This window comes from Paenarthrobacter sp. A20, from assembly GCF_024168825.1.
Classification (GTDB): Bacteria; Actinomycetota; Actinomycetes; order Actinomycetales; family Micrococcaceae; genus Arthrobacter.
In genome coordinates this window covers 4,279,487-4,304,654 of the sequence record NZ_JALJWH010000001.1, presented here as the reverse complement: position 1 = coordinate 4,304,654, position 25,168 = coordinate 4,279,487, and the positions used below count along the sequence as shown (strand labels likewise).

The window sequence follows — 25,168 nt, the reverse complement described above, 5'->3', positions numbered from 1 at the left end:
GGACGCGGCAGTGCGGTGCTTTACCGTCATCACCCTGGTCTGCAGCGCGCTCACGTAGGCTCCTCAACGAATGTCCAAGGCAGGACTTGTCCCTGCATAAGGTATTCGGTGCTGTGGCGCCGTTGGATGGGCTAGACCTTGGCGCCGGCAAATCCGTTCTGCCGCCAGGCTTCGAACACGGCGATAGAGGCAGCATTGGCCAGATTGAGTGAGCGGAGCGACGGCTTCATGGGAAGGCGAACGCGTGCGGTGACGTGGGGGTCCTGCTTCAGCCAGTCCGGCAGGCCAACCGACTCCGGCCCAAACATCAGGACGTCGCCTTCGCGATAGCTGATATCGGTATAGGACGTCTCGCCGTCGGAAGTGTAGGCGAAGACGCGCTCGGGCTTCAGTGCTGCCCAGGCGGCGTCGATATCCTTATGAACTGTGACTACTGCAAGATCGTGGTAGTCAAGGCCGGCACGTCGCAGCTTGGCATCGGAAAAGTCGAAGCCAAGGGGCTCCACCAAGTGGAGCTCAGCTCCCGTGATGGCGGCCAAGCGGATGGCGTTGCCCGTATTGCCCGGGATTTCTGGGGTGTGGAAGAGGATGCGGAACACCGTCCCATCTTAGTCAGGCTGTCCGGAGCAGCCGCATCCCGGTGTTCGGAGGTTCCGGTGGCCTAGTGCATCCCGCGAAGCAGCCGGGCCAGGACCGGCACCACCACAGTATTCGGAGCCGGCCCCGAGCTGAGGAACTGCTTGAGCCCCCTGACGAGCCCGGCGCCATTGACTACCTCCACGGCATTGTGGCTGGATTGGCCCTTGCCGTACTGGTCGATGACCGGTTCATGGAGGTTGCCGTCGGGACTGTGAAGGACCACCCAGCCCGTGACGTTGAGTTCGGGGAAGATGTCCTGCATATGGCGGACAATGTGGGCAAGTTGCGGGGGAGCCACGGAACGGCCGCCGTGGCGCAGGGAATTGCCGTCCCAGGCATAGGCGCCTTTGGGCAGCAGCATGGATCCGACCAACGCCAGCCGGTAGCCGGAGAGGACAGCGTGGTCGATGTGGTTATTGTCCGACGGTGAGCGCAGGCCGTTGATGAGCCTCGCGGCGGGAATGGCAGGCAGTACCTGGCGGCTGATGAGCTGGACCGTGCGCATCTCCCTCTGGATACGCGCTTCGGCGCCAAAGATTCCACGTTTGCGGGGGAGTCCGTGGACTTGTTGGGCTGCTTCCGCCGCAGAAATGAGCGGAACTTCGTTGGGATCGTCGAAAGGGGGAACATAGACCGCGGGATCACCGGCAGTGTTGCGCTGGGCCTGGGGCCGCCTGACGTTGCTTGTGGCAAAGGGGCCCGGAGCAGCGGTGCCCGTGTAGTCGCCGGGCCTTGGCTGGCTGGGGCCTGAGGCGCCGCTGGCGTACCTCCGGTCGTACTCAGCCCTGCGCTGCGGATCGATCAGGGTTTCGTAGGCGAGCGTCACGCGCCTGAAAGTCTCCGCTTCTCCACCGTGATCGGGGTGTGCCTTCCGGGCAGCCTTCCGGTAGGCCACTTTGATCTCCTTGTCCGTGGCTGTGACGGAAACACGGAGAACCTGATAGTGCGAATTGCTGCCCTCGGCCAAGCACGGGCCCTTCTCTAAATGTCGGTGCGCTCCGATGAGACGCGGTACTGGCAGTTTATCCAGCCACTATGTGAACGTCGGCATCGGGGCTGGTGGTTCCCGGCTGGCATAATTCAGCCTGTGACTCCACCGGCAACTGAAATCCCGTCCAGTGTGCCGGGGACGATCGCACTGGCAATAAACCCTGCGGCCTCTTTTGGCCGGACCCGCAACGCCGGGGACCTGGCCGCAGCCAGGTTCCGTGCCGCCGGCGGGGACGTCGTCGTACTCACGGCTGACAGTTACGACGCCCTGAGGCGGCTTGTTGACCAGACATTGGCCGGCACCAGAGTGGACGCCTTGGTGGTGGTGGGCGGTGACGGCATGGTCCATCTGGGGGTCAACGCGCTCGCCGGAACGGACATTGCCCTTGGCATCGTCCCGAGCGGAACGGGAAACGATGTTGCCCGACTGTTGGATTTGCCCCTTCATGACACCTCGGCCGCCTGCCGGAGGATCCTGGCCGCGATGCCATCAGGCGGCCGGAAGATCGACGTCGGACGCGTCACAGCGAAGGGGCGGGCAACCTACTTTGCCGGCGTTCTCTCGGCCGGGTTTGATGCTGCGGTCAATGAGAGGGCCAATTCCTGGCGCTGGCCACGCGGAAAAAGCCGCTACAACCTTGCCATGCTCAGGGAACTGGGCTCCTTCCGGCGGATCGAATACAAGGTCACTGCCGACGACGTGACCTGGAACCAGCCTGCGCTTCTCATTTCGGTGGCAAACGGGCAGTTCATTGGCGGCGGCATGCGGATTACCCCTGATGCTTCGCCCGAGGACGGCATGCTGGATCTGTTTGTGGTCCGACCCCTGTCCCGGCTCCGCTTCCTTGCGGTCTTCCCGAAGGTCTTCGCCGGCAAGCACACCGGACACCCTGCCGTGGAGATCAAGCGTGTGCGGAAGGTACGGCTGGAGGCAGAAGCCGTGGTGGCATATGCGGACGGCGAGCGCGTCGCCCCCCTGCCTGTGGATGTCGACATTGTTCCGGGGGGTCTGTGCGTGCTCGCCTAGGCAAGCCCGGCGGCTAGACTCGATCGCGGCAGATGGCTTGGCATGGTGACTAAGGAGCGATGGTGGCGCGTAACGTTCGACGACGGGTGGCTGGGATTGCTGCCTTGGGAACCGTTGGTGTCGCGCTGGCAGCCTGCACCGTGAACATTCCGGATCCAGCGGCACCAAAGCCGTCGCCCTCGGAGTCGGTCCTGGCGACGCCCACCATCACGCCCGGGCACGATGCTGCCGCCGTGGCGGCGAAGGATTTGCCCTTGACTGCGGGGAACACGTTGGCCCCGGGAGATCCGGTGACGGTCTCCACCCGGTTGGAAGAGGTTCCGGGATGGGCTGTTGTTCATTCCGGACTCCAGGGCGAAGTCCGGTACCGGAAGAATGACGGCTGCACGCTGGCTGTCCGCGTCAGTGTCAATCAGGGGCCGTTGGTCGCCCAAGGAGACGATGCGGCGTCAACGAAGGAGCTCTTCCACTATCTTGACCCCGGCATCGCGGTGGACAACCTGAAGCCGGTGACACTGCGGTGGGGAGAGGATTCGGACAAACCGCCTCACAATGTCGAATTCCTCGCGTTGGAATCGTCTGCGGCGTCGGGCGGCAAGGCCGCTGTTGTGATGGCCCGTTTGTTCAGCGTCCCGGCGTCCTCTGTGTATGTGTCGTTGGCTTGCCCGGATGATGGTGCCTTGTCCACGGCACGCGCAGAAGCGGCGGCCCGGCTCGTAGTGGTGCCGCCGGGATAGCCCTGGCTCTGATCCGCAATGTGTGGTCAGGGCTATAAAGCAACGTGTCTTGTTTTTAGAGCTACTGTTGCTCCATGAGCGTGTCAGGCCTCACGTGGCTCCAACGGCTTTCGGCTATCGCGTCACTGAACGATGCCTGCCGAAGGGCGTTGTACGCCTATGTCAGGAACGCGGGCCACGCCGTGGGGCGCGACGAAGCTGCTCGGGCCATGGCACTTCCGCGCAGCACGGCGTCGTTCCATTTGGACAGGCTGGTGCGGGACGGTTTGTTGCGGCCGGAGTTCAGGAAGACACCGGACAAAGCCGGGCCAGGTTCCGGGCGCCCTGCCAAGCTCTACACTCCAGTGCTGGACGAGGTGGGCGCATCAGTCCCGGCACGCCAGTACGACCTCGCTGCCGATCTCATGGCCGCGGCCATCGAGGGCTCATCGGATCAAGGTACGCCGGCTGCGGAGGTGCTGATGGCCGTGGCGGACGCGAAGGGACGCAAAGCAGGACGTCCGGGTGACTTCCTTGGAGTCTTGGCCGACCTTGGATACGAGCCGGCACAAGATGCCACAGGCGGATACCGCCTGCTTAACTGTCCTTTTCACCGGTTGTCGCAGGATCACCATGCGGTGGTTTGCTCAATGAACGGATCATTTCTCGCCGGAGTCGCAGTGGCCTCCGGCCGCGATACCGGCGCAGTGGTGCAGGACTCCGGTGCAGGCCACTGTTGCGCCCGCATCGCGGCCGAAACGAACGTGTCCTAAGCCCCGTCGGTAGAATGGCAAGGTGCCTGTATACCTTGACCACGCTGCCACCACGCCCCTGTCGGCCGAGGCGCTCGCCGTCATGACTCGTGAGTTGGGGCGAACGGGCAACCCGTCCTCGCTGCATGGTGCGGGTCGCCGCGCCCGGCGCGCGGTTGAGGACGCCCGCGAAACATTGGCCGCAGCTGCCGGGGCGCACCCCTCGGAGGTTATCTTCACCTCGGGTGGGACGGAGGCAGACAACCTGGCAGTCAAGGGCCTGTTCTGGGCCCGCCACGGCGAGGATTCCCGCCGGAAGCGGATCCTGTGCTCCGCCGTCGAGCATCATGCGGTCCTGGACACCGTGGAGTGGCTGGAGCGGCACGAGGGCGCGGATGTTGTGTGGCTTCCTGTCGATGGGACCGGCACGGTGCAGCTTGGGGACGTCAAGCGGGAAATTGAGCGGGACCCCGAATCCGTGGCCCTGGTGACAGTTATGTGGGCCAACAACGAGGTCGGGACCATCCAGCCGGTGGCGGACATCGTGGAGCTTGCAAAGCCCCACGGAATCCCGGTCCATTCGGATGCCGTCCAGGCTTTCGGCTCTGTTCCCCTGGATTTCCGCGGCTCCGGCCTCGCTGCCATGTCTGTGTCGGGCCACAAGCTTGGTGGCCCTGTAGGTGTTGGTGCGCTCTTCCTGGGACGGTCCGTGAAGTTGACGCCTGTGCAGCACGGCGGTGGGCAGGAACGCGACGTTCGCTCGGGAACACTGGACACGCCGGCGATTGCCGCTTTTGCCGCCGCTGCTGAGGCAGTCACTGTGAATCTGGCGCAAGAGGGGGAGCGACTCAGCGCACTGCGCGACCATCTCATCGATGGCGTTCGCGCTTCTGTTCCGGATGCAGTGCTGCGTGGTGCCGCTGGTGCAGGCCGCCTGCCAGGAAATGCCCACTTCACTTTTCCGGGGTGTGAAGGAGATTCGCTGCTGTTCCTCCTGGACCTCGCGGGTGTTGAATCATCCACCGGTTCTGCATGCACGGCCGGAGTCCCGCGGCCCTCGCACGTCTTGTTGGCCATGGGCCTTGATGAGGACACCGCACGCGGAGCCCAGCGCTTCACGTTGGGCCACAGCTCCACGGAAGCGGATGTGGACGCGCTCCTCAAGGCACTCCCCGAGGCTTGCTCCCGGGCGCGGCAGGCCGGTATGGCAGGTCACGAATCCAGCATCCAAACGGCTGCCACGGTAGCCCGGCAGGGTGCGGCCGAACCGAACTAACTTCGATGCCCGCCGGGCAAGAGTTCCTCCAGCGGCACCCCGGGATCCGTAAGCAGAGCGACGTCCGCGCGGACGCGACTCGAAATCAACGCTTTGATGGGTTTTTGCACGCGGCGCTGGTTGACGCTCATGCCGGCAACTACCTGCTGTTCCCGCAACCAGAAGGCAATGAAGCTGCCGTCATCCAGTGAGCCGCGGATGACAGGCTCAACGCCGGACGCCAGGGACGGAAACCCCGAGTACTCCATGCTGAGATCGAACTGGTCCGTATAGAAGTAGGGCACTACATCCAAAACGGCTTCCTGGCCAAGCATGGACTTTGCGGCCACCTTCCCGCCGTTGAGCGCATTGGCCCAGTGTTCGCTGCGGTGATGTTCCCCGGTGAAGGGGTGGAAGGCATTTGCCACGTCTCCAGCTGCGAAGACGTCGGGCGCGCTGGTGTGGAGTCCCGCGTCCACCAGGATTCCGTTGCGGAGTGCGAGCCCGGCTGCTTCGGCAAGTGCTGTATTCGGCACAACGCCAACTGCAATGATGACGACGTCGGCTGCCAGCGTTTCCCCGGTATTCGTCCGGACCGCTGTGGGCTTGCCGTGCTTCCCTTCAATCCCTGCGGCGCTGGCGGGAAGCCGGAAGTGGACGCCATGTTCGGTATGGATTTGTTGGAAATACCTGCCAAGCCTGGGCCCGATTGCCGCGCTCAGGGGAATGTCTTCGAGACCTAGCAGGGTGACCTCGTTGCCGTAGGTGCGCGCAGCCGCTGACAGTTCCATTCCGATCCAGCCTGACCCGATCATGACGACGCTTCGGCCCCCTTCCCTGAGGAGGGATCTGAGCCGCAGACTGTCGTCAAAGGTCCGGAACGTCATCACGCCGTCCAGGTCTGCGCCGGGGATCGGGACTGTCCGCGGTTGTGCGCCGGTTGCCAGAAGCAGCTTGGTGTATCCCAGGCCCCGGCCATTGGACAGGGCGACCTCATGGTCTCCCGGGTTGATCCCGCTCACGGGGCTGGCGAGGAGGACCTCGACGTCATTGTCCTGGTACCAACCGGCCGGCATCACCTCTACGGCATCGTCTCCCACCTTTTCCACGAGGAATTCCTTGGACAACGGCGGACGGATGTAGGGAATCCGGTTCTCGGCGCCAATCAGTGTGATGGGACCCGAATAGCCTTCGGACCGCAATGTCCGGGCTGCGGTGGCGCCGGCAAGCCCACCGCCGGCGATGACGATTCGTTCGTGTGCCATGTCAGCTCGATTCTAAAACCAGTAGTTTTGACTTTAGAAGCGCATGCCGGACCGGTCAAGGGATTTAGCGCAGCCCTTGCACGGCAAGCTAGAATAGATGGGCAGCCCGGCTATCCTGAGCCGGAATAGATGCCATAGCCCCAAATACAGAAAGCCAGCATGCGAGTACTTGCAGCAATGAGCGGCGGAGTGGACTCCGCCGTGGCCGCCGCCCGCGCCGTAGAGGCCGGACACGACGTCGTCGGAGTCCACCTCGCGTTGTCGCGGATGCCCGGCACCCTGCGCACCGGAAGCCGGGGCTGCTGCACCATCGAGGACTCCCGTGACGCTTGGCGTGCTTGCGACGTCCTGGGCATCCCCTACTACGTGTGGGACTTCTCGGAACGCTTCAAGGAAGACGTCGTCCAGGACTTCATTGACGAATACGCCGCTGGCCGCACCCCCAACCCCTGCATGCGGTGCAACGAGCGCATCAAATTCGCTGCCCTCTTGGAGAAAGCCATAGCCCTGGGCTTCGACGCCGTATGCACCGGGCACTATGCCAAGGTGATCGAAGATGCCGACGGCAACCGAGAACTCCACCGGGCTGCAGATTGGGCCAAGGACCAGAGCTACGTCCTCGGCGTCCTGACCCATGAGCAGCTCAAGCACTCCATGTTCCCGCTGGCGGAGACCCCGTCCAAGGCAGAAGTGCGCGCCGAAGCGGAACGTCGGGGCCTGTCCGTGGCCAATAAGCCCGACAGCCACGATATCTGCTTCATTTCCGACGGCGACACCCGTGGGTGGCTCGCCGAAAAGATCGACATGACCACCGGCGACATCGTTGACGAGACCGGGGCCAAGGTGGGAGAACACCCCGGCGCCAACGCCTTCACGGTGGGACAGCGTCGCGGCCTCAAGCTGGGAACCCCCGCGGCTGACGGCAAACCACGCTTCGTCCTTGAGATCCGTCCCAAGGAAAACAAGGTAGTTGTGGGACCGGAAGCATTGCTGGCCATCGACGAAATCAGGGGCATCAAGGTTTCGTGGGCAGGGTTGCCCATCTCCGAGGTTGCTACTGGCGCCGACTTTGACTGCCATGCCCAAGTGCGGGCCCACGGTGACCCCGTTCCAGCGGTGGCACACGTTGAATTGGTCGACGACGAATCGGGTGTTCAGCGGGCCGAGCTCGTTGTCACACTGACCGATCCGCTCCGCGGTGTGGCTCCGGGCCAGACCGTGGTCCTTTACCAGGGCAGCCGGGTCTTGGGCCAGGCGACCATCGACGCCGCCCGCTCTCTTCAGCGCGTAGCGCTTTAGGTTCCAGCGCCCTAGTAGTTATTGCCACCGGATTCCACCGACTCCATACTGGGCTAAGCAGCGCTTCCGCTGCGGTGTTTGGGGTCCGCATTCGGGATGGCGATGACTGTGGCATTTCCAAAGAAGAGTCCGGGAGACATCAAAGCCGGGCAGATGGTCTCCGTGACCGTTCTGGCCGAGGGGCCGATTGGCGCCTCGGGGGCGCCCCCGCTGACAGCCCAGGTTCGCATTCCGGTGGAACGCCTAAGGCGTGGTCCCACGGGTCACCGCTACGCCATCCACATCCGGAAGTGGCGCGGCACTACGGTGTCCCCGGTGACCCTGACCCAACAGGGAGATCCTTGGCAGCTGGTCTCGGAACCTCCGCCAACGGGCTTACGTGAACTTTTGGATGACACCCGTTTCCTGGCCCAGCACGTCTATGGCGTGGCGATGAGCACCTTGGACATTTTTGAAAGCACGCTCGGCAGGCGCATGCCATGGAATCCTGAGGGCCGGGTGGTTCTCAAGGCGCGGGACTTGATCACCGCCACTGACACAGGCTATGAGCGCGGAACCAACGTCATTCGCTTCGGGTCCGTGGACCGAATGGGCTACAAAGTGCCGACTGCCCTCTATCGCGACATCGTTGCCCACGAAGTGACGCACGCGATTCTGGATGGTTTCCGGCCGGCCTGGGCCGACCAGATGGCCACCATGGAGCAACTGGCCATGCACGAAGCCTTGGCCGATATCGTAGCCATTCTTTCCGTCTTCTCATCCCGTGAAGTGGTCTACCGGCAACTCGAAGCGGCAGGCGGTGGTTTTGAGGCCGGGCAGGTTGTGGATGATGCCGTCCTGATGCGTTCCCTCTTCGACTTCGCACGCGACCTTTTTGCCCGCGGTCCCTTGCGTGAACCTTTCGTCGGCGCCGTGCCGGAAGACTGGCAGGCAATGCCGGAGCCCCATGCGCGCGGCGCCGTCGTGGTGGGTGCGGTGCTACGGTCCGTCCAACGACTGTGGTCGGAACGGAACGCCCGCTTCGGGGACAGCCAAAGCCTCCAACAGAAGGCCGAATCGGGTTCGATCGTGGCTATCAGGGTCTTGCGGATGGTGATTCGCGGACTCTCGTATATGCCTCCGGTTGACGTCTCGTGGCGGGATCTCCTGCGCGGCATCATTGCCGCTGACGTGGACATGGTTCCCGAAGACAACTACGGGTATCGCGAGGCACTCCAAACTGAGTTCTCCGCGATCGGTATCCGTCGAGTGTCAATGAACAACATCAGCGGCGTGGACAATTACCAGGGACTCCGTTATCCCATCAGGCTTTCTGCCCTCGGCTCCGACCCCCAGGAGGTGCAACGTTTCGTCTGGGAGAATCCCCGGCTCCTGGAGGCGGCGCGGCTTGAACGGCGGACGCCCCTGAGTTCCACGCGTGTACGCACCTCTGAGCGTGTCTCCCCGGACGGTTTCATCATTTCCGAGATAGGGGCCTCGTTCATCCAGACGGTCCGCATGAGCCGACGGGAGGCGTACGTCCGCCTTGGACTGAGGACGCGGAGGGACTTCGTGGACATCCGTGGGGGAGGGCTGCTGCGCTTCGACGCCGGCGGCCGCCTTGTGTATGCCGCCCTGAAACCAGTCATGGACAGGGAGCGCCAAGGACAGTTATTTGGCTCCGACCAACGTCATGATGCCGAAGAAGCTGCCTCATCCGGAGTCCGGGACAAGTTCCATGGCACGGGCGACTAGCTGATGAGGGGATGAAGCGGGCAGCGCGGGTCAGGCGCCCCAAGCAGCCTTGCCTGCCGCCGTCGAAGCTTCCAATTGGGCGACTTGGTCGAAGCCGCCGGACTTGAGTCCTTTGCTGACCTGCTTCAGGATCTCAGCCCGTCCCACCGTGCTGTCGCCCAGCAGGGACTTCACGAAGTTGTAGGTGAACGCACCGTTATACCGCCCATCGATCAAGGCATCTGCGGCTGTCTGGTCAGAACGGCAAGCGGCCATCAAGACCGGCGTCGAGAGTTTCGCGGTCCTGACCATGTCCCTCAGGCTGCGGGTGTCCTTGGATTCGTTGGCGATGACTGCGCGGGGCGTAGGAGCCGGCAGGAAGCGGGGGCGGCGACCGGGAATCAGGTCCAAAGACTTGAGCCCGGTCCCACTGTGGCAGGTGTCCAGCACAACGTCCATGAGCACACCTTTGGGGAGCCGGGCGAACAGCACTGCCAGCTCGTCGTCCGAGATCACGGTGTCCGGATCCCAGGCATCACCGGAATTGTTGATGTCGTAGCATGCGAAGGCCTCATCCAGGCGGTCGCCCTCGTCTCCGTTGGTGTCCGGCACTTGCGTTCCATGGCTGGAGAAAGTGAAGACGATGTGGTTGGCTGTGCCCGCCACCGCCGTGTCCACCAACTTGTTGAGTTCGGCCATCACCGTTTTCTTCACTGCCTTGGCATCGCGCAGAACCGTGATGGCGGAACTTTCAAAGCCGTAGTGTTTCTCCAACATTTCGGCGAGGTCTTCGGCATCGTTGACGCAGCCGTTGAGCCAACTCGATTGCGGTAGGAACTTGAACTTGTTGATCCCTACACAGAGTGCTGCCTTGCTCATGTGCCTGTCCTTTGGGCTGTCGTTCAGTGAGTGGAGACCCTTCGACAACGATATTCCCGCACCCCTACCGGGACAATGGCCCTGGACAGGCGAATGAAGCTACTGGAAAGTAAATTTTGTGTCTCAAATCACTATTTCAAGGGTTCGTATCCTTCGAAGTCTGGTTGAATCGAGGCACTAAGAGTGTGCGCCGTCACAAATATCCCACGGCGGCGCGCCGAATCCATCGAACAGAAGGTTCACCAGATGGCACTGAACAAGAAGGCCCTGCACGGCGTTATCGCGCTGGCGGGCATCTCCGCGCTCGCTTTGACGGCATGCACGGGACCCTCCGGCGGCGGCTCATCATCTGCCCCGGCTGCCGCGGGCCCCATCGCCTACGGCACCACAGACAAGGTCACGTCCCTGGACCCGGCCGGATCTTACGACAACGGTTCATTCATGGTGATGAACCAGATCTACTCCTTCCTCTTGAACTCCAAGCCCGGCGGTGCGGAGCCAGTACCAGACCTCGCGGAATCGTCGTCGTTCACAGCACCCTCGGAATACACTGTCAAGCTCAAGTCCGGGCTGAAATGGGCCAACGGCCACACGTTGGATTCCAAGGACGTCAAGTTCTCGTTTGATCGGCAAGTGGCCATTAACGACCCCGCTGGTCCGGCATCGTTGCTGACCAACATCGAGAGCGTGAGCACCCCCGACGCCACCACTGTGGTCTTCAAGTTGAAGAACGCAAACGACCAAACGTTCAGCCAGATCCTCAGCAGCCCCGCCGCGCCAATCGTGGACGATGAAGTCTTCCCGGCCGACAAGGTCCTCTCGGACGACGAGATCATCAAGGCGAACGCGTTCTACGGCCAGTACACCATTGACAGCTACAAGAAGAACGAACTTGTCAGCTTCAAGGCCTTCGCCGACTATCAAGGCGTTCTTGGCAAGCCTGCGAACGAGGCAGCCACCATCAAGTACTACGCCAGCCCCACCAACCTGAAGCTGGAAATCCAGCAAGGAGCAATTGACGTTGCCTTCCGCAGCCTGAGCGCCACGGACATCGACGACCTCCGCAAGGACTCGAAGGTCAAGGTCCTTACCGGACCGGGTGGCGAAATCCGCTACATCACGTTCAACTTCGACACCATGCCGTACGGAACGAAGGCTGCAGGCGCAGACCCGGCCAAGGCACTCGCCGTTCGCCAGGCCGTGGCCAACCTCGTTGACCGCCAGGCCATTGCCGATCAGGTCTACAAGGGCACCTACCTGCCCCTGTACTCCAACGTTCCGAGCGGCTTCCTCGGCGCCAACGAGTCCTTCAAGGATGCTTACGGCGATGCGGGAAAGCCAAGCCTGGACAAGGCCAAGAAGGTCCTGGCCGACGCCGGCATTACGGAACCCGTCGCACTGAACCTGCAGTACAACCCGGACCACTACGGCGGATCCTCCGGAGACGAATACGCCATGGTCAAGGAGCAGTTGGAGAAGTCCGGCCTCTTCACGGTGAACCTGCAGTCCACCGAATGGGTCACGTACAGCAAGGCCAGCCGTGCCGACGAGTACCCGTTGTTCCAGTTTGGTTGGTTCCCCGACTTCAGCGATGCCGATAACTACCTCACTCCGTTCTTCCCCGAGGGCGGCTTCCTGAAGAACCACTACAACAACGCCACGGTGAACGAGCTCATCGGCAAGCAGCTCACCGAAGCAGACAAGACCAAGCGCGAAGCGGACATCAAGGAAGTCCAGAACGCGCTGGCCAAGGACATCTCCACCCTGCCCCTGCTCCAGGGTGCTCAGGTGGCGGTGGTCGGAAGTGGCGTGAACGGCGTCGACAAGACCCTGGATCCGTCCTTCAAGTTCCGTCTCGGAGTAATTTCCAAGTAGCCGCACCTTTGTGATGAGAAGGGAGGCGGGACACTGATCCGGTGTCCCGCCTCCTTTGCTGACCACCAACATGGCCGGCACGCATGAGACAACCCCGCGTAATCCACGGGCAGGAAATGCAGGTAGCAAATGACAACACTTATAGATGTACCCGAGGCTGAGCCCGGCATCGTAGCTCCCAAGAGCAAGTCCAAAGGCGGGGGAGGGCTGGGCAGATATATCGTGATCAGGTTCTTCCTGATCATTCCCACCGTCTTCATCCTCGTAACGCTGGTCTTCTTCCTGATGCGGGTCATCGGAGACCCCATCACCGCATCCCAAGGCGGACGCCTCCCCCCGGATGTCCTGGCCCAGCGCATCCACGACGCCGGGTACGACCGGCCGGTCCTGGTCCAGTACTTCGAGTACCTTGGCCAGCTCATCACCGGCAATTTCGGAACCACCATCACCGATCGGCGACCAGTGGTGGAGGTGCTGACCACCTTTGGTGCAGCCACGCTTGAGCTTTCCATCAACGCACTGATCGTGGCGCTGGCAGTCGGCATCCCGTTCGGGCTCATCGCAGCCCAGCACCGCGACAAGACTCCGGATGCTCTGCTGAGGTTCTTCGCAATCCTCTGCTACGCCACTCCGGTCTTCTTCTCCGGCCTGCTGCTCAAGCTGACCTTTTCCGTGTGGCTTGGATGGTTCCCGGTGGCGGGGCGCGCCTCCACCCGGACTGAACTGACCATGAGCGGCCTGGCGGCGCCATCCGGTATCTACTGGCTGGACGCACTACGGAGCGGAAACTTCACGGCATTGGGGGACATCGCTTCCCATGCCGTCCTTCCCGCCATAGCACTCGGCCTGCTGACTGCTGGCGTTTTCCTGCGGCTGGTGCGTACCAACGTCATCGGCACGTTGGGAAAGGACTACATCGAGGCCGGTCGCTCCAGGGGCGTCAGTGAGTTCCGGCTGGTGACCAAACACGCTTACAAGCCGGCTCTCATTCCCATCATCACCGTCATGGGGTTGCAGATTGCCCTCATGCTCGGCGGTGCCATCCTGACCGAAACCACCTTTGAATGGAAGGGACTGGGCTACCAGTTGGTGCAATACCTGAATGCCCGCGACTTTGTCGCCGTCCAGGGAATCGTGGTGCTCCTGGCCATCATCGTTGCAGTCACCAACTTCATCGTGGATATCATCGCCGCGCTCATCGACCCCCGAGTGAGGTACTGACCATGAGTACTCCTGCATTGACCGCACCCAAGCAGCCGTTGTTCTCCCGGCTTCCCGTGATTTCGCACCTTAAGAAGAGCGTAGGCCTCCAGCGCGGCATGCTCATCGTCGGCGTCGTCCTCAGCGGGCTTTTCATCCTGACCAGCATCTTCGCACCACTCCTGGCACCGTACGGTTACTCCCAGCTCAGCGATGAGTCGGGTTCGTTCCCCACCCAACAAGCCCCCAGCGGTGAACACCTGCTGGGAACAACAGTGGGAGGCTACGACGTTTTGTCGCGTGTCATTTGGGGCTCGCAGACCGCCGTGACGGTGATCATCGTGTCAGTGGCGATGTCCCTGTTCCTCGGTGTGGCCCTCGGCCTGCTGAGTGGCTATTTCGGCGGCTGGCTGGACAGGATCCTGGTGGTTGTCGCGGATGCCATCTACGCGTTCCCCACCCTCCTCCTGGCCATTGTCATCTCCATCGTGATCAGCCGTGGCCAGTCCAGCTTCTGGGGCGGCATCTTCTCCTGTGCGTTCTCCATAACCGTGGTCTTCGTCCCGCAGTACTTCCGGGTTATCCGCGCCGAGACCATCCGGCTGAAGGCTGAGCCGTTCGTCGAGTCGGCCAAGGTCCTGGGCGCGTCCAGCATGCGCATCATCGGACGCCACATTTTCAAGAATGCCACCCGGACCCTGCCGCTGATGTTCACCCTTAACGCCTCGGAAGCAATCCTGACGCTCGCCGGCCTGGGCTTCCTTGGCTTCGGCATCGAGCCCACTTCCGCTGCTGAATGGGGGTTCGACCTCAACAAGGCCTTGGCTGACACCTCATCCGGTATCTGGTGGACGGGAGTCTTCCCTGGTATTGCGATCGTGCTCACAGTCCTGGGCCTGACATTGGTGGGCGAAAGCATCAATGACCTCAACGACCCCCGGATCCGTGGACGCAAGCGCGCGGGCAGAACACCCGCGCCAGGGACTCCGGCAGCACCAACAACGCCGTCAACCCCGGCAGAGGCAGGTAAGCCATGACCACCAACCTTGGAAATGTGTCGGACCGGGCGGGCAGTGGCCAGCCGGTTCTCACCATCGACCGTCTCCAGGTCACCTTCGCCACCGATGGCGGCGATGTGCACGCCGTCAAGGACGTAAGCCTTGACGTGAAGGCTGGTGAAGTCGTTGCGATCGTGGGCGAGTCGGGATCCGGCAAGACCGTGACCGCCAAGACCATCCTTGGCCTGCTCCCGGAAACAGCCATTAGTTCGGGCGCGGTGGTGATCAACGGCAACAACGTGATCAGCGTCAGCAAATCCACGCTCCGCAAGATCCGCGGACGCGATGTGGCCATGGTGTTCCAGGAACCTTCCACGGCTTTGAATCCCGTCTTTACCGTTGGCTGGCAAATTGCCGAAGGCATCCGGGCGCACGCAACCGACGGCAAGCGCGTCTCCGCCAAGGAGGCAAAGCAACGGGCAACCGAGGCACTGCGCAAGGTGGGTATCCCCGACCCTGAAACCCGGGTCAACTACTACCCGCACCAGTTCTCCGGCGGCCAGAAACAGCGCGTGGTCATCGCGGCGGCGCTGGCCCTGAACCCGGGGCTGATCGTGGCCGATGAGCCGACCACCGCGTTGGATGTCACGGTTCAAGCGGAAATCCTGCAGCTCCTGCGTGATTTGAGGGACAACTATGGGACCTCGATTGTGCTCATCACCCACAACATGGGTGTGGTTGCCGATCTCGCGGACAGGGTAGTGGTCATGTACCAGGGCGACGTGGTGGAGGAAGCTCCTTCCCGGGTCCTCTTCGCTGATCCACAAGAGGACTACACCAAGAAGCTGCTGGCGGCCGTGCCGCATCTGGGACGCCATTCGGCTTCGGAAGGCGCCCGGGGGCGCCTCCACCAGGACGGCAAAATCCTGGTGGAAGCGAAGAACCTCACCATCGAATACCCGGGCAGGTTCGGCAGGCACGGGTTCAAAGCCGTGGACAACGTCAGCTTCACGGTCTCGGAGAACGAGGTCTTTGGCCTGGTGGGGGAGTCCGGCTCGGGCAAGTCGACCATCGGACGGGCCATTGCGGGGCTGAACCGGACAACCGGCGGCAGCCTGAAGGTGCTGGGCTACGAAATGCTGGATTTCAAGGAGCGTACTTTCCGTCCGCTCCGCAAGGAGATCGGCTTCGTCTTCCAGGATCCGGCGGCCTCGTTCAATCCGCACCTCACCATCGGTGAGTGCGTCGCTGAACCGCTCATGATCCACACCAAGCCGAGCGCGGCTGAGGCGAGGAAAAAGGTAGGTGAGCTGCTCGAGTCAGTCCAGCTGCCGGCGTCGTACGCGCAACGCTACCCGCACGAGCTGTCCGGCGGGCAGCGGCAGCGCGCCTCCTTGGCGAGGTCGCTGGCGCTGAACCCACGCCTCCTGATCGCCGACGAACCCACCTCCGCCTTGGACGTTTCCGTTCAGGCGAAGGTCCTGGACCTGTTCAAGGACATCCAGGAGCAGTTCGGTTTTGCGGCGCTGTTCATCAGCCACGACCTCGCTGTGGTGGACATGTTGTCCCACTGGGTGGGGGTTCTCTACAAGGGCCAACTGGTGGAGCAGGGGATCGGGAACCATGTGATGGGCTCGCCTCAGCACGACTACACCAAGCGGCTCATTGCGTCCCTGCCGGTACCGGACCCTGACGAACAGGCACGACGGCGGGAAGCCCACCGCGCGCTGCTGGGCGGCTAGACCCGGCCCTGGTAAATGAAAGGCACGCCCCATGGCGAGGGGCGTGCCTTTCCTGTGCTGGAGGTGCTCGGGCTATTCGGAAACGATACCGATGTTGAACATTTTTCCCTGCGGCTGCTGCATGAAGATCCGGAGCCATAGCGGCAGCCACATCTCCAATCCGCGGGCAGCGTCGAGGCCGCCAAGGTCCCTGATGTGCTCAGGTGCCCAGCCGAATTCCTGCAGCAACCCGGAGACAGTGGACTTGGCCCCTTGGTCATTGCCAGCCATGAAAATGTCATGGGGACCGGGGAGCCTGGCCGGCTCCACCATGACCGGCGCGCTGACCGTATTCAGAGATTTGACCACCCGAACGTCCGGATATGTCCGCTGGATGGTCTCAGCGATGCTGTCCGTATTGCATACGGCCAGTGATGGGGGAAAGCCACTCGAAGAGTCCAGGGCATTGGACACGTCCAGCAGGATCTTGCCCTTGAGGTTGGCTTCGCCTGCCTCGGCGAGGGCTGCCAGGCTCACAGTGCCCGGCGTGGCGTTCACAATCAGCTCGGATTGCCCTGCTGCATCGGCGAAGGAGCCGGCATGGGCCTGTGTGCCGGCCTGCCGGGCCCATTCCTCTCCCCTCGGATTGCCGGGTTCCCGGGATCCCATGGTTACTTCATGTCCCAAGGACACCAGCTTGCCCGCCAGGGCGTGCCCCACCATACCCGTGCCCAGAACCGCGATTTTCATGGAAGCTCCTTTGCCAAACCAGCAGTGATGCTGCCATTGTGCTCCGATCCCGGCCGCGGGGAAACCGACTTTGCCGCATTGGCCTGTTGGGTCCGACGTGCGAAGGTAACACCCGCGGCGGTGCCGCCCGGCACCATAGACTGGGATGCATGACCGAGCACAACAACGCCCTTTCCGATGACGCCGATTCCTTCAACCCGGCAGCGAGTTCCTTGGCCGGCCAGGTGGACCGTGCCGTCATGGATGAGCTGCTGTCCATTCGGTCAAGCATCGACAACATCGACGCAACACTCGTATTCCTGCTCGCGGAGCGTTTCAAAGCAACCCAAAAGGTAGGGGTGCTCAAGGCCACGCATAAGCTTCCTGCCGGAGACCCGGGCCGCGAGTCTGCCCAGATTGCCCGCCTGCGCCGGCTTGCCGAGGATGCACACCTTGATCCCGCCTTCGCGGAGAAATTCCTGAACTTCATCATCAGCGAAGTGATCCGCCACCACGAAGCCATCGCAGAGGATCACCAGATTTCACGCCTGCAGGCATAGTTGATGTCGTCAGAGAATGACCAGCGCGCCAGCGCCACTGCACTGGGCCCTTGGCCAGGCAGCGATCCTGCGGAGGCAATCCGGATAATCCGGGGCGAATTGGGGGATCCCCACCTTCCGTTCGTGCCCGAGCTGCCGGACCGCGGAGTGGGCTCGGATCCGGTTGGGCGGACCGGCTCCCTGCTTGTTGACCTGGCCCTTGACGTCCAACCGCACGGGTGGCGCCTGGTTGACAGGCCAGGAAAGGACGCCCGGCGCGCACGCTCGGCTTTGTCGACGGACATCAATATCCTTGCCGACGTCGCGGGCGCCGAAGACGTTTCTGCGGCGGAACTCAAGATCCAGTTGTTGGGTCCCATGAGCCTCGCGGCGAACCTCCACCTGCACAACGGCGAACGGGCGCTACTGGACTACGGAGCCCGCCGGGACATCGCGGAGTCCCTGGCCGCCGGCGTCGCCGATCATGTCCGTCGGATCTCGGCGGCAGTTCCAGGCGCCGGCATCGTGGTCCAGGTGGACGAACCGGATATCGCCTCGGTTATGGCTGGGACGATCCCGACGGCGAGTGGCTACCGCACGCTCCGGTCCGTGGCCGGCGAAGAAGTCACGGCGGCATGGCGTCTGGTGATCGAGGCACTCAAGGCTGCAGGCGTCGTCGAGACTGTGGTCTCCGTTCCGGAGGTAGAGGCGCCGATCGAACGGATTCTTGCTGCAGGAGCCGACGGCGTCGCCGTTCCCCTGAGGGCACTGACCACCCGCCAGTGGGAACAGCTCGCGGGCGCTGTGGAGAGCGGCAAACGCGTGTGGGCCGGGGCGCTGCACATCAGCGACCCGCAAGGGCGGCTGCCCCGGACTTCAGACGTTGTTGAGAGTATCTGGAAGCCGTGGCGTCAGCTTGGCCTGCCGGCCTCGGGCCTGGCCGGAATCCGCGTCACACCCTCCTCGGGCCTCGCGGGCTTCAAGCCTTCAGCGGCCATGGATGTGCTGAAGAAACTGACCCAGACAGCCGACGGGCTGGACCAGTTGGCACAAGGGTGAAGTTGGCACAGCGGTGACGGTGACGCAGGGCTGAAGGCGGCCGCGCTAGATCCTCTTTTCCCAACGGTCTGGTTCTGCGTAGCGCGGCAGGGCTGTGCCCGGTGCTGCTCCGGGCAGGTACGGCACCAACCGGTAGTCGAAGCGTCCGGCATACACGAGGACCAATCCGATCTGTGGCTGGATCACCTTGACCTGGATCCGGTGTTTGCCCTCGGCACTGTCCCACCACTGCTCCGCATAGGCGCGCGCGTCCAGCGCTGCCGGCAAAGGAAGTCGAAGGGGGCCCAGGAACAGCCTGCTCGCCTTGGAAACACCACGGAGCCTGCCCTCGGTGGTGACACTGACATCCAGATCCGTCACCAGCCGCCGATACCGTCCCACGTGGTCCACCAGATGGGCCCGCTCCGGTCCGCTCTGCCGGCCGTGGTCCGGCATGACCGCGCTCGTTGTATCGTGGAACAGCCTTGTCCCGGAGGGAAAATAGATCTCACGCCGGGCAGTCAGGGCAGGGCGTCCAAAAGGATCAATGTGTGCGTGGTTCTCGATGCGGAACCGGATGCCCTCGCCGTACTCCGGGAAGAATGCTTGCTCGCTCCCCGTGAGGGCGAGCAGGGGACGCAGCCACTTCTGCCGGCAACCCACCACGTCAAAGGTGCCTTCCCCTATTCCGTAGGAACCGGAACCGGCGGCCAGCGAGAAGTAGTCCTGGAGCTCCGGGGTCAGCTTGGTGAAGTCATCGCCAAGTGCGAGCTGGTAGATCGGGGCGTTCATGGCAGTCCTTTCCGGACAATGGGAACTAGAGCCTTCCGGCGGCTTTGAGCCGGATATACGTGTCGGCGAGCAGGGGTGGAACCTCCAGCGGCTCTGCATCGACCACCTCGGCCCCCAGTTGCCGGAGCTGGGCTGTCACTGCTGCCCTTTCCAACAAAGCCCGTTCGGCGGCGGCGGCACGAAACACTTGGCTTGCTGTGGTCCGTTCTTCCTTCATGGCCGCCAGCAGGGGGTCCCGTACCGAAGCAACCACCACCACGTGTTGGCGGGACAATTGCGCCACAGTGGGGAGGAGCCCTTCTTCGGGGGCGCCGCCGTCGAGCGCCGTCAACAGCACCACCAGCGAGCGGTGCGCCGAGACCGCCCGCACTTGCGCCGGGATTTGCTGCCAGTCCAGTTCGATCAGTTCCGCTTCCAAAGGAGCCATGGCCTGGACAAGTTGGCCCAGGAGGTTGCCTTTGGACGCCGATTCGACCCGGGCCCGGAGCCGGCGGTCGTAAGCAAGGAAGTCAACCCGGTCCCCACCGCGTTCGGCAAGTACCGAGAGCAGTAAGGCCGCTTCGATTCCCGTATCGAGGCGGGGCTCGTCCACGATCCTGGCGGCGGCTGTACGAGAGGTATCCAGGACAATGACCACCCGCCGGTCGCGTTCCGGGCGCCACGTCCGGACAACCACTGATGTCCGGCGTGCTGTGGCGCGCCAATCGATGGACCGGACGTCATCACCGCGGACGTAATCGCGGAGGGAATCGAATTCTGTTCCGGCCCCGCGAATCTGCACGGCTGCCCTGCCATCCAGCTCCCGGAGCTTGCGGAGCTTGGAGGGCAGATGGCGCTTCGAGTGGAAAGGCGGCAGGACCCTCAGCTGACCGGGAAGGATGCGCGTCCGTTGCCTGGCCGCCATGCCGAGTGGTCCGAAGGAACGAATGGTGACGTGGGGGCTTTCCAGGTCACCGCGGCGGCTGGGAACCAGCTCCACTCTCATGCGACGCCGCTCGCCCGGGGGGACCACCAACGGTTGGACAGGATGCACGGCACCGGCAGAGGGCTGCCACGCGTCCCTTACCTCGGCCCGCAATTTCCGACGGGTGGGGTTGGTGAGCGTCACAACAGAGTCCGCCCTGCCCTGCAGGGTCACGTTTCCGGGCTGTTGGCGGTCCAGTCCGAGCTTTGCAGGCGACGCCGCCAGGAGCACGTCAAGTACCAGCATCATCAGTAACCCGACGCCAGTGAACAGAACCGTGCTTCCTGCGGGAAACAACACCAACGGCACTAATCCGGCCAGGGCAAGCAGCACGAAACGACCCGTGATGGCCATTCAGGCCGCCCCGGGCAGGATCCGGCCGGAGCTCACCTCGGCACCGGAACCGAAGCGAGGATGCTGCCCAGGACATCGTCCACCTGGATTCCATCCATCTGTGCTTCCGGACGGAGGGCAACCCGGTGCCGAAGGCACGGCAACGACAACGCCTTGACGTCGTCCGGAGTGACGAAGGACCTCCCGGACAGCCACGCCCATGCTTTGGAGGTATTGAGCAGTGCCGTCGCACCACGGGGCGAGACTCCCAGCTGGAAGGAAGGCGCGGACCTCGTGGCGCGTACAACGTCAACGATGTAACCGAGGATCTCGGGAGCGACAACTACATGCGCTACTGCTGCCTGGGCAGCGGAAAGCTCGAGGGCGCCCGCCACCGCCCGCACACCTGCAGCGGCGAGGTTTCGCGGATCGAAACCGGCGGCATGGCGCCGGATCACCTCGATCTCCTCGGCCCTTCCAGGCAGCGGCATGGTGAGCTTGAGGAGGAACCGGTCCAGCTGGGCTTCAGGCAAGGGATAAGTACCTTCGTACTCCACCGGGTTTTGGGTGGCGGCCACGATGAACGGATTCGGAAGCCGGCGCGAAACTCCATCCACGGATACTTGACGCTCCTCCATGGCCTCCAAGAGGGACGCCTGGGTCTTCGGCGGCGTACGGTTGATCTCGTCCGCGAGCATGATGTTGGTGAAGACGGGACCTTCGCGGAACGTGAATTCGGAAGAATGGGAGTCGTAGACGAGGGAGCCCGTAACGTCGCCGGGCATGAGGTCCGGGGTGAACTGAACACGCTTGGTGTCCAGGCTCAACGCGGTGGACAAGGCCCTCACCAGCAGGGTTTTTGCTACGCCGGGGACGCCCTCCAGGAGCACGTGGCCGCCACAAAGCAGCGCAATAAGCATGCCAGTGACCGTAGGGTCCTGCCCGACAACCGCCTTCGCCACTTCGGCCCGGACATTCAGCAGGGATTGGCGGGCAGGGTCATCAGTTGTCCGCGGCTCCCCAGCTGCAGTGCGGTGACCACTTCCCAGGGCGTCATTGCCTGGCGCCACGCTCTGCTGCGGGAGGCCCTGCTGCTGCGGGGCACCGCCCGTGTATTGGCTGTTGCTGTCCGTGTAGCTGTTCGGCTGGCTGCTCATCGGGCGGTCGCCTCCTGTTCGATTCGTTCGATCTGTTGTGCCCACTGCACCAGTTGTCCTTCGTTTTCCGGTAAAAAGTCGATCAGGACGGACCGTATGTCCGCTGCAGGCCGCTCCAGGTGTTGGGCACAGGCGTCCACAATGGCGTCCTTGGTTGCGTCTGCGCCGAGGCTGAAGTGCTTGGCCAAGCGGGTCAATGCCCCTGCCCGTAGATTGCCCGCGGCAAGCCCCACAGCCCGCGAGTCCTGGTAAAGGCGTGCCCTGCCTTCTGCAGTTTCCGCGGCCTTGACCACCACGGGAAGTGGCTCGAACACCAGCGGGCCCAGGCGTCGGCCACGCCAAGCGATGGCCAGGACCACCACGAGTCCCAGCCAAGGTCCGGCGAAAGCCAGCCAACGCGGCGCCAACTCGTTCAGCGTGGGGGCCGAGCCAGCCGCCGAGAGGTCCTCGATTCCCGGTAGGTACCAGACGAGGTTGGCGTTGGCGCCAAGGGTACGGAGCGCAACGGCGGCGTTGCCTTCCAATGCGAGGTGTTGATTGTCAACCAGATCCGTGCTGCCAAGGACTATTACCCGGCTGTCCGCCGACGCGGCATAGAGGCCTGACTGATTGCCCGGCAAGGCATAGCAGACTACCGGCCCCGAATAGATGGAGCCTTGTGCCGAGATCCTGCCTGCCGCCCTGGCGTCGTCCTGATCACATCCGGGATCGATGACCTTTGTTGCTTCAGGAACCACGCCACCGGGACGGAAGCCTTGATTTACCGCCGTTATTGTTTTGAGCCGTGGCTTGACCAGGACTACCCGATCAGCCCCGGCCATGAGGTCTGCCAGTTGGGTTTGATCAAGGAACCCCCGCGGATCATGGACGAGGACAGTGGCGCCGTTTTGGTTGGTCAAGGCCGCCATGGTGTCCTCAAAGGTGTTTGTCGGCGTGACGGATACGCCTTGGCGCCCCAGTATTTCGGCCACGGCCATGGCACCATCGGGCGCTGGATTGTGTGCGGACAGCGGCCGTGGATCCTTCGAGGCGGACACGCTGGAGATGGCAAGAAAAGCAACAAGGCCAGCCAACAATCCGCCGATCCCAATCCAGGCCAAGTGCTTCCGGAACCAGGTTGCGAACCCCTGGCCCGGGGGAAGTCCGACGTCGGCCGCATGGCCCCGCGGCCGGGCTTCATCCCTCACCTGCGTGGTCATCGGGGCACCGCAAATCCGGCGTGCGCCTGCCCTGCGAAGTCGGGCTTCACCCCGAGAAGGTCACCATCCAGCTGGCGGACGGCCTCGTAGCCGGATGCAGTGGCGCCCTGTTCGCCGTAGCGCACAGCGTCGAAGAGGCGGGCGGCCGCGTCAAGCCGGGCCTGTGCGAAACCGAAGACCTGCCCTAGTTGCCTTGCCGCTTCATCGGCCGTTCTTCCGGCTCGGACTTCAATGACGTCACGCTCTTCAGCTGAGCGGACAAGCGCCCGGAATTGGTCGACGACGGCGGCCGGCCAGTCGCCGTCGTCGGCCGCGGTTGCCGCGCGTTTCCTGTAGCCGTCTGAATCCATGGTGTTGTCGTCCCCATAGATGTCAGCGTGGGCGGCCTTTCGCCGGGCGTTCAGACGGGGGCGGACCACAATGACGGCAACGATGATGAGCGCAACGGCCAACGCGACTATCAAGGGAGCAGCAAAGTCCGGTCCGGAGCCCGCTCCGTCCCCCTCCAAGGACGTCAGCCAGTCCAGGAAATCACGCCACAGTTGGTCCAACCAGCTGGGCTGGGCGTCAGGGTACTGGGGTTTGGACAGTTCTTCGGCGGCCCAACGACGCGCCTCGTCGCGGTCGGGCGTCACAGGTGGTTCCATGGCTGCCAGGGCGACGGGCGCATCCCACGGCGGAACCCTCATGCCGGTGGACGCGGCCCGGGAGGAGCGGACGGAAACTGCCCGCCGTTCGGTGGCTGGAATGTGCTTGCGAGCCGACTCGAAGCACCGCCCGGTATGCCCTCCGGATCGTCGCCGGTTTCCATCAGCCGCATCAGCTCAACGTCCAAACCATCCCGACGCATGCGGAGGTCCATATAGATCAAGGCGAAGACGGAGGCCTGGAAGGCGAAAGTGACGGACCCGACCAGCGCGCCGATTGCCGAGGAAATCACTGTGGTGACCACCAGCGTGGAAGCAACGGTTTCGGCATCGGGGTGGGGGGCAACCACACCACCAATGGCTGCCGCCGCCAAGGAAGCAGGGATCTGCACTATCTGGGCGATGATGCCCACCATGATGGCGACAACAAGGGTGATCCCGAAGATGCGCCACCAGTTGTTCCTTGTCAGTTGCCAGGACCTGAGGAGTCCGTCGTAGACGCCGGTCCGCTCAACCACAATGGCGGCAGGGGCCAGCATCAGCTTCAGTCCGACCCAGACAAAGGCCACTATCGAACCGAGGCCCAACGGCAGGACAACGAGCAAGGCGCCGGGTCCCATGGCCGTGAACAACAGGACCGAAACGCCCACAATGGCCGCGACTGCGAGTATCCCGCCGAAAGTCAGTAAGGCCGCAACGCCCAGCAGCGGCCAGATCCGTCGGCCGGCGAGCTTCCACATCTGTTTGAAGCCGGTCCGTCGGTTGAGGACCGAGCGGGCTACCGGCACTACCAGGACGCCCTGAAGGACCGAGCCCAGAAAACCGATCAGCACCGAGACGCCCAGGGTGCTTGCCATGATGGCGAGGAAGGGGCCCATGGCGTCGTTGAATTCCGCTTCGGAGGTCACGGATTCAAAAGACATCGACAGTTGGAACATCCCCACCGTGACGATGCCGACGAACACCGCCCCAAGGGCTTGCACAATCAGGGCCGAACCGAACATCGATGCCGCGTTGCGGCGAATCGTCTGGAAGGACCCGTCCAGAATCTCTCCGAACTGGAGCGGACGCAGGGGGATAACGCCAGGTTTGGGAGGAGCAACATAGAAGGGTTGTCCATAAGATGGGCCCGGCGGCCATCCAGGGGTGGGTTGGGCTTGGTGACCACCGCTTTGCGGTGCCGCCCAGGCCGGGGGACCACCCCACTGTGGCTGACCGCCCCACTGTGGCTGGCCGCCCCACTGTGGCTGGTTGCCCGGCGCGGGCTGACTGCCCGGCGATGGATTTTGGCCGTGCTCTGGCTGTGACACGATATCCTCCCCATAAGACCCGGCCCGTCGACATCCGACGTCCCCCATACGGACCTTGGCACCCAGCCTATAGTCCCGTCGTCGTCCCTCATAGCCCGCCGCCCGGCCAGCCGGCAAAGGCGGAGTGGCGC

23 protein-coding genes are annotated in these 25,168 nt (G+C 63.2%); 12 read left to right on the top strand and 11 right to left on the bottom strand.

Annotated elements, in window-relative coordinates; translation table 11 throughout:
• Positions 1-131 precede the first annotated feature (131 nt).
• Both J3D46_RS19950 and J3D46_RS19945 read right to left on the bottom strand, forming a co-directional pair.
• Positions 132-599, bottom strand: coding sequence for a tRNA (cytidine(34)-2'-O)-methyltransferase (locus J3D46_RS19950; protein WP_178996968.1), 468 nt, complete (start codon positions 597-599; stop codon positions 132-134).
• 62 nt (positions 600-661) lie between these two features.
• Positions 662-1,606, bottom strand: coding sequence for a J domain-containing protein (locus tag J3D46_RS19945; protein WP_253468587.1), 945 nt, complete (start codon positions 1,604-1,606; stop codon positions 662-664).
• Between the two features lie 120 nt (positions 1,607-1,726).
• Here J3D46_RS19945 and J3D46_RS19940 point away from each other — a divergent pair, with 120 nt between their 5' ends.
• The 4 genes from J3D46_RS19940 (at position 1,727) to J3D46_RS19925 (ending at position 5,400) form a co-directional block, all read left to right on the top strand.
• Positions 1,727-2,656, top strand: coding sequence for a diacylglycerol kinase family protein (locus J3D46_RS19940; RefSeq protein ID WP_253468585.1), 930 nt, complete (start codon positions 1,727-1,729; stop codon positions 2,654-2,656).
• 59 nt (positions 2,657-2,715) lie between these two features.
• A complete protein-coding gene (locus J3D46_RS19935) occupies positions 2,716-3,393 on the top strand; it encodes a hypothetical protein (RefSeq protein ID WP_253468583.1) in 678 nt (225 codons plus the stop codon).
• A 74-nt stretch (positions 3,394-3,467) separates the two neighbouring features.
• Positions 3,468-4,145 (top strand): metalloregulator ArsR/SmtB family transcription factor, encoded by a 678-nt coding sequence (locus J3D46_RS19930; protein WP_231337974.1) that lies wholly within the window; start codon positions 3,468-3,470, stop codon positions 4,143-4,145.
• Between the two features lie 22 nt (positions 4,146-4,167).
• On the top strand, positions 4,168-5,400 hold the full coding sequence (locus J3D46_RS19925; RefSeq protein WP_253468580.1) for an aminotransferase class V-fold PLP-dependent enzyme: 1,233 nt from the start codon (positions 4,168-4,170) through the stop codon (positions 5,398-5,400).
• Here J3D46_RS19925 and J3D46_RS19920 read toward each other — a convergent pair.
• Positions 5,397-6,644, bottom strand: a complete 1,248-nt coding sequence (locus J3D46_RS19920) for an NAD(P)/FAD-dependent oxidoreductase (protein WP_253468578.1) — start codon at positions 6,642-6,644, stop codon at positions 5,397-5,399. The genes J3D46_RS19925 and J3D46_RS19920 overlap by 4 nt on opposite strands.
• Positions 6,645-6,803: 159 nt before the next feature.
• On the opposite strand from J3D46_RS19920, the gene mnmA reads away from it, so the two are divergent.
• The gene (gene mnmA, locus J3D46_RS19915) at positions 6,804-7,943 is read left to right on the top strand and encodes a tRNA 2-thiouridine(34) synthase MnmA (RefSeq protein ID WP_256491624.1); all 1,140 of its coding nucleotides are present in this window, start codon (positions 6,804-6,806) and stop codon (positions 7,941-7,943) included.
• A 108-nt stretch (positions 7,944-8,051) separates the two neighbouring features.
• Entirely contained in the window at positions 8,052-9,677 is a 1,626-nt protein-coding gene (locus J3D46_RS19910) for a hypothetical protein (RefSeq protein WP_231337977.1), read from the top strand.
• Between the two features lie 30 nt (positions 9,678-9,707).
• Here J3D46_RS19910 and J3D46_RS19905 read toward each other — a convergent pair whose 3' ends face one another.
• Positions 9,708-10,535: a caspase family protein gene (locus tag J3D46_RS19905; protein ID WP_253468576.1), complete on the bottom strand. Its 828-nt coding sequence runs from the start codon at positions 10,533-10,535 to the stop codon at positions 9,708-9,710.
• A 246-nt stretch (positions 10,536-10,781) separates the two neighbouring features.
• On the opposite strand from J3D46_RS19905, the gene J3D46_RS19900 reads away from it, so the two are divergent.
• The 4 genes from J3D46_RS19900 to J3D46_RS19885 all read left to right on the top strand — a co-directional run bounded on the left by J3D46_RS19900 (position 10,782) and on the right by J3D46_RS19885 (position 16,350).
• Positions 10,782-12,410 (top strand): ABC transporter substrate-binding protein, encoded by a 1,629-nt coding sequence (locus tag J3D46_RS19900; protein WP_231337979.1) that lies wholly within the window; start codon positions 10,782-10,784, stop codon positions 12,408-12,410.
• A 129-nt stretch (positions 12,411-12,539) separates the two neighbouring features.
• The gene (locus tag J3D46_RS19895) at positions 12,540-13,631 is read left to right on the top strand and encodes an ABC transporter permease (protein ID WP_253468574.1); all 1,092 of its coding nucleotides are present in this window, start codon (positions 12,540-12,542) and stop codon (positions 13,629-13,631) included.
• Positions 13,632-13,633: 2 nt separating this feature from the next.
• Positions 13,634-14,647 (top strand): ABC transporter permease, encoded by a 1,014-nt coding sequence (locus J3D46_RS19890; RefSeq protein ID WP_231337981.1) that lies wholly within the window; start codon positions 13,634-13,636, stop codon positions 14,645-14,647.
• Entirely contained in the window at positions 14,644-16,350 is a 1,707-nt protein-coding gene (locus J3D46_RS19885; protein WP_231337982.1) for an ABC transporter ATP-binding protein, read from the top strand. The genes J3D46_RS19890 and J3D46_RS19885 overlap by 4 nt, the downstream gene beginning before the upstream one ends.
• Before the next feature lie 72 nt (positions 16,351-16,422).
• Here the strand turns inward: J3D46_RS19885 and J3D46_RS19880 are convergent, their stop codons facing one another.
• Complete coding sequence (locus J3D46_RS19880; protein ID WP_253468572.1) at positions 16,423-17,079, bottom strand: NADPH-dependent F420 reductase; 657 nt, start codon at positions 17,077-17,079, stop codon at positions 16,423-16,425.
• A gap of 149 nt (positions 17,080-17,228) precedes the next feature.
• On the opposite strand from J3D46_RS19880, the gene J3D46_RS19875 reads away from it, so the two are divergent.
• Together J3D46_RS19875 and J3D46_RS19870 are read left to right on the top strand one after the other, a co-directional pair.
• Positions 17,229-17,618 (top strand): chorismate mutase, encoded by a 390-nt coding sequence (locus J3D46_RS19875; RefSeq protein ID WP_231337986.1) that lies wholly within the window; start codon positions 17,229-17,231, stop codon positions 17,616-17,618.
• Between the two features lie 3 nt (positions 17,619-17,621).
• Entirely contained in the window at positions 17,622-18,656 is a 1,035-nt protein-coding gene (locus J3D46_RS19870) for a hypothetical protein (RefSeq protein ID WP_253468570.1), read from the top strand.
• Between the two features lie 45 nt (positions 18,657-18,701).
• On the opposite strand, the gene J3D46_RS19865 is transcribed toward J3D46_RS19870, so the two are convergent.
• From J3D46_RS19865 to J3D46_RS19840, 6 genes are read right to left on the bottom strand one after another with little or no spacing between them, the layout of a single operon-like run.
• Positions 18,702-19,427, bottom strand: a complete 726-nt coding sequence (locus J3D46_RS19865) for a DUF4166 domain-containing protein (protein WP_231337988.1) — start codon at positions 19,425-19,427, stop codon at positions 18,702-18,704.
• Positions 19,428-19,452: 25 nt separating this feature from the next.
• Entirely contained in the window at positions 19,453-20,745 is a 1,293-nt protein-coding gene (locus J3D46_RS19860; protein ID WP_231337989.1) for a DUF58 domain-containing protein, read from the bottom strand.
• A 32-nt stretch (positions 20,746-20,777) separates the two neighbouring features.
• Positions 20,778-21,881, bottom strand: a complete 1,104-nt coding sequence (locus J3D46_RS19855) for a MoxR family ATPase (RefSeq protein WP_231337990.1) — start codon at positions 21,879-21,881, stop codon at positions 20,778-20,780.
• Positions 21,878-23,080 (bottom strand): DUF4350 domain-containing protein, encoded by a 1,203-nt coding sequence (locus J3D46_RS19850; protein ID WP_231337991.1) that lies wholly within the window; start codon positions 23,078-23,080, stop codon positions 21,878-21,880. Before J3D46_RS19850 ends, J3D46_RS19855 begins: the two co-directional genes overlap by 4 nt.
• On the bottom strand, positions 23,077-23,715 hold the full coding sequence (locus J3D46_RS19845; protein ID WP_231337992.1) for a DUF4129 domain-containing protein: 639 nt from the start codon (positions 23,713-23,715) through the stop codon (positions 23,077-23,079). Before J3D46_RS19845 ends, J3D46_RS19850 begins: the two co-directional genes overlap by 4 nt.
• A 50-nt stretch (positions 23,716-23,765) precedes the next feature.
• Positions 23,766-25,037, bottom strand: coding sequence for a hypothetical protein (locus tag J3D46_RS19840; protein ID WP_231337993.1), 1,272 nt, complete (start codon positions 25,035-25,037; stop codon positions 23,766-23,768).
• Positions 25,038-25,168: the final 131 nt, after the last annotated feature.